Below are 3,134 nucleotides of genomic sequence, written 5' to 3' on the forward strand. Positions count from 1 at the left end.
GAGAGGTTTGGAACGCCTTCGATCACSAGATTGGCGCCGATCCACTCCGGCTTGATCTCGGCCAGGCCCATCCGCTCGGCGACAATGGCCAGTTCATCCGCGGCGACGATCGACAGCTGCCGCTCGTTGCGCATTTCGGTGCCGCGCGGATACCAGGGTTCGYGCCCGCCCGAGCGTCGCGTCGGTCCGGCATGGAAATCGCCCGATATGCCGTCGAAGCCGAGCCGCAATTCTTCCACCGGACGCGTCTGGAAATGATCCGCCGGCGCGACATAGAGCGCTGCCGCGCGGGCGGAAAGCTTCTTGGCCGGGATGATGTCGACCGGCTTGGCGGCCTCGGGAAAGAGATCCAGCATGGCGTTCCGTCCTTGAATCATGCCCTCCGTTTTTGCTCTTCGACCGGCAAGGCCGCAAGAGCGGTTTGGGCCAAAAGGCGCAACTCTTCGACCGATGCGCCGTCGCGCGCCTGGATCGACATGCCGTTCATGACGCCGGCCAGGTATTTGGCGAAGCCTTCGACGGAGAGGCCTTCCGGCAGATCGCCCGACGCCCTCCCCTTGGCCAACCGCTCGGCGATCGCCGCCTCGCTTGCCTTGCGATAGGCCTTGAGTTCATCGGCAATGGCTTGCGCCTGCGGCGAGGCTGCCAGCGCACCGCTGACGAAAAGGCATCCACCCGGCTTGCCGGGCCTGGAATAGGCCTCCGCCGCCCCCAGCAGCAGCCGCCGGATCGCCTCCCGCGTCGACACCTGTGCGCTCAGTGCGTCCAGCGCAAAGCCGATCTCCGTCTCGTGGTAGCGTGTCAGCGCCTTGCGAAACAAAGTCTCCTTGTCGGTGAAGGCGTTGTAGATCTGCGGCGGCGTCAACCCCATCGCCTCGCGCAGCATGGCCAGCGACGTCGCCTCATAGCCATGCTCCCAGAACAGATGCATCGCCGCATCCAGTGCCCGGCCGGGGTCGAACGCGCGGGGACGACCACCCCTGGGTTTTTCCAAATTATCCATAATGATCGATACGAAACCTGTTGACTTGCTCTCTTCACATAACGTAACAATTGATACGAAACATGGCAAGCCGGAAGACAATCCTTCCTGCAAGGCCGTGCAGCCCGAGGACAAGGAGAGCCCAAATGCCAATCACCGTGACCGCGCCGGAAGGCGTACTGACAGAGGCCGGAGAACGCGAGATCCTGCCACGCCTCAGCGCCGCCCTGATCGAGGCCTCCGGCGCTACCGGCAATTCTTTCTTTACCGCAATTGTCGGCGGCACCGTCCACGTCCTGCCGCCGCGCCACATCTATGCCGGCGGCGCCAATCGGCCCGTGGTCATGGTCGAGTTGAAATTGCCGAACATCGGCCTTGGCTCGGTGGAAGCCCGCAAGACCTTCATCGGCGCCGCTTACGGGATTGTCGCCGAACTCTGCGTGCCCGGGCACAGGCCAGAAAACACCTGGATCAACATCGTCAACGCGCCCGACGGTGGCTGGGGCATCGGTGACAGGCAATATACCGGAGATGCGCTCGTCGCTGCCGCCACCGCGCACTGACCAGACAGGGAAAGACAGGATGCGCCTCTCCCCTTCGCTGTTCTTCACCACCAATTGCGAGCCGGCATTGGCCTTTTACGAACAGTGCGGCCTTGGCTTGAAAACAATCCTGCTGCGCTGGGGCGACAACGGCATGCCGGTGCGAACCGAAGCCATGCGTGGAAAGATCCTGCATGCACGCTTCGAAGGTCCGGGCGTTCTGTTCCATGCCTCCGACAATGACGATGCGGAGCCGATGAAGGGCTCCGCCCTTTGCCTAGAGTTCGACGAGCTGACCGTCATGCAGGAGCTTTTCGGCCGCATGAGCGCACGCGGCCGCATCACCGTGCCTCTGGCACGGCAAGTTTGGGGAACCAGCTTCGGCATGCTGGTCGATGCGTTCGGCGTGCAGTGGATGTTCAGTTGCTCGAGTGATTGAGCAGGRATCACGATCTTCTTACCGGAACAGCAGTCGGTTCCGGATACCGCCGCATTGCTGCCGCGCTGCACCCGCTTCATGGTGAACAGGACAAGTCGGCGGAGGTTCTCATGCGACCGGTGACGGCAATCACGCTGCTTTGGTTGATCTGGGCGGTGAGCTGGGCCGCCGCCGCTTTGTGGGCCGACCCTGTGCAGAAGCGCGCCGGTTTCAAAGCGGAGGTTCGCTATCGGGCCCTGTGGCTGGTCGGCGCGGGGCTGCTGTTCATTCCCGCGCACGGCTATGAGGGTCGGCTCAGGTTTTGGATGCCTGATCTTGCCGAAGCCTGGATTTGCGTTGCCCTGATAGCCGTCGGCATCGCCTTCGCCTGGTGGGCGCGCCTGCATCTCGGCAGGCTCTGGTCGGGCACGGTCACCGCCAAGGCCGATCACCATGTCGTCGACACCGGCCCTTACGGCCTTGTCCGCCACCCGATCTACACCGGACTGCTGCTCGCCATCCTCGCCACCATGGCGGCCAAGGGCACGGTCTGGGGCATTGCGGGCACCGTGCTGCTCATCATCGGCATCGTGGTCAAGGCAAGGCTCGAGGAGAGCTTCCTGCGTGGCGAACTCGGCGCTGCCTATGACGATTACGCCCGACGGGTGCCGATGCTGGTCCCCTTCACACCGGCATGACCGGCAAGATGCGGCGAACGCCAGCTCAGCTCGATTTCCCCGCGGCGCTGCTTTGCCGAAAATGGTCGACAGCACCGTCGATCTGAACCCAATCATGTTTCGACTGCTCGAAAATCGACCTGATGGGAGGCGGGCATTTCGGGTCCGCCAGCGCACCGACGGCGACGCCGATCATCGAGGGCAGCCTGTCGGCCTTCCAATAGACCGTCGAGCCGCAGTCTGGACAAAAGTAGCTGTGCACCTTCCCGCCGCTTGCCGCATCGCGGGTGAACTCTTTCGAGGTTCCGGAAATGGCGACAGCGTCGGCCGGATAAAACGCGCCAACGCCGAAGGGCGCGCCGGTTCTGCGCTGRCAGTCGAGGCAATGGCAGGCGACAACCAGTCTTGACGGTCCGGGAAGCGTCAGCGTGAGAGCGCCGCAACTGCATCTGGCATCAACCATTGGAAACTCTCTTTTCTGAAACGAGATCGCATTGGTTCAAGCCCCCAAACAC

The 3,134-nt window shown here is 63.0% G+C and carries 6 protein-coding genes; 3 read left to right on the top strand and 3 right to left on the bottom strand.

The window, feature by feature from the left end; translation table 11 throughout:
* Positions 1 to 356 (bottom strand): MOSC domain-containing protein (locus AC1DX0_RS33575; RefSeq protein ID WP_477358664.1); only part of this gene is annotated, 356 nt, incomplete at its 3' end.
* A 17-nt stretch (positions 357 to 373) separates the two neighbouring features.
* Entirely contained in the window at positions 374 to 931 is a 558-nt protein-coding gene (locus AC1DX0_RS33580) for a TetR/AcrR family transcriptional regulator (RefSeq protein WP_477221899.1), read from the bottom strand.
* A gap of 197 nt (positions 932 to 1,128) precedes the next feature.
* On the opposite strand from AC1DX0_RS33580, the gene AC1DX0_RS33585 reads away from it, so the two are divergent.
* From AC1DX0_RS33585 to AC1DX0_RS33595, 3 genes are all read left to right on the top strand, one after another.
* Positions 1,129 to 1,545 (top strand): tautomerase family protein, encoded by a 417-nt coding sequence (locus AC1DX0_RS33585; RefSeq protein WP_477221898.1) that lies wholly within the window; start codon positions 1,129 to 1,131, stop codon positions 1,543 to 1,545.
* Between the two features lie 19 nt (positions 1,546 to 1,564).
* On the top strand, positions 1,565 to 1,963 hold the full coding sequence (locus AC1DX0_RS33590; protein WP_477221897.1) for a VOC family protein: 399 nt from the start codon (positions 1,565 to 1,567) through the stop codon (positions 1,961 to 1,963).
* A gap of 110 nt (positions 1,964 to 2,073) precedes the next feature.
* A complete protein-coding gene (locus tag AC1DX0_RS33595; RefSeq protein WP_477221896.1) occupies positions 2,074 to 2,640 on the top strand; it encodes a methyltransferase family protein in 567 nt (188 codons plus the stop codon).
* A gap of 25 nt (positions 2,641 to 2,665) precedes the next feature.
* On the opposite strand, the gene AC1DX0_RS33600 is transcribed toward AC1DX0_RS33595, so the two are convergent.
* A complete protein-coding gene (locus AC1DX0_RS33600; RefSeq protein ID WP_477221895.1) occupies positions 2,666 to 3,082 on the bottom strand; it encodes a GFA family protein in 417 nt (138 codons plus the stop codon).
* Positions 3,083 to 3,134: the final 52 nt, after the last annotated feature.

The sequence above is a fragment of the Mesorhizobium sp. P3_A9 genome (genome assembly GCF_056402975.1).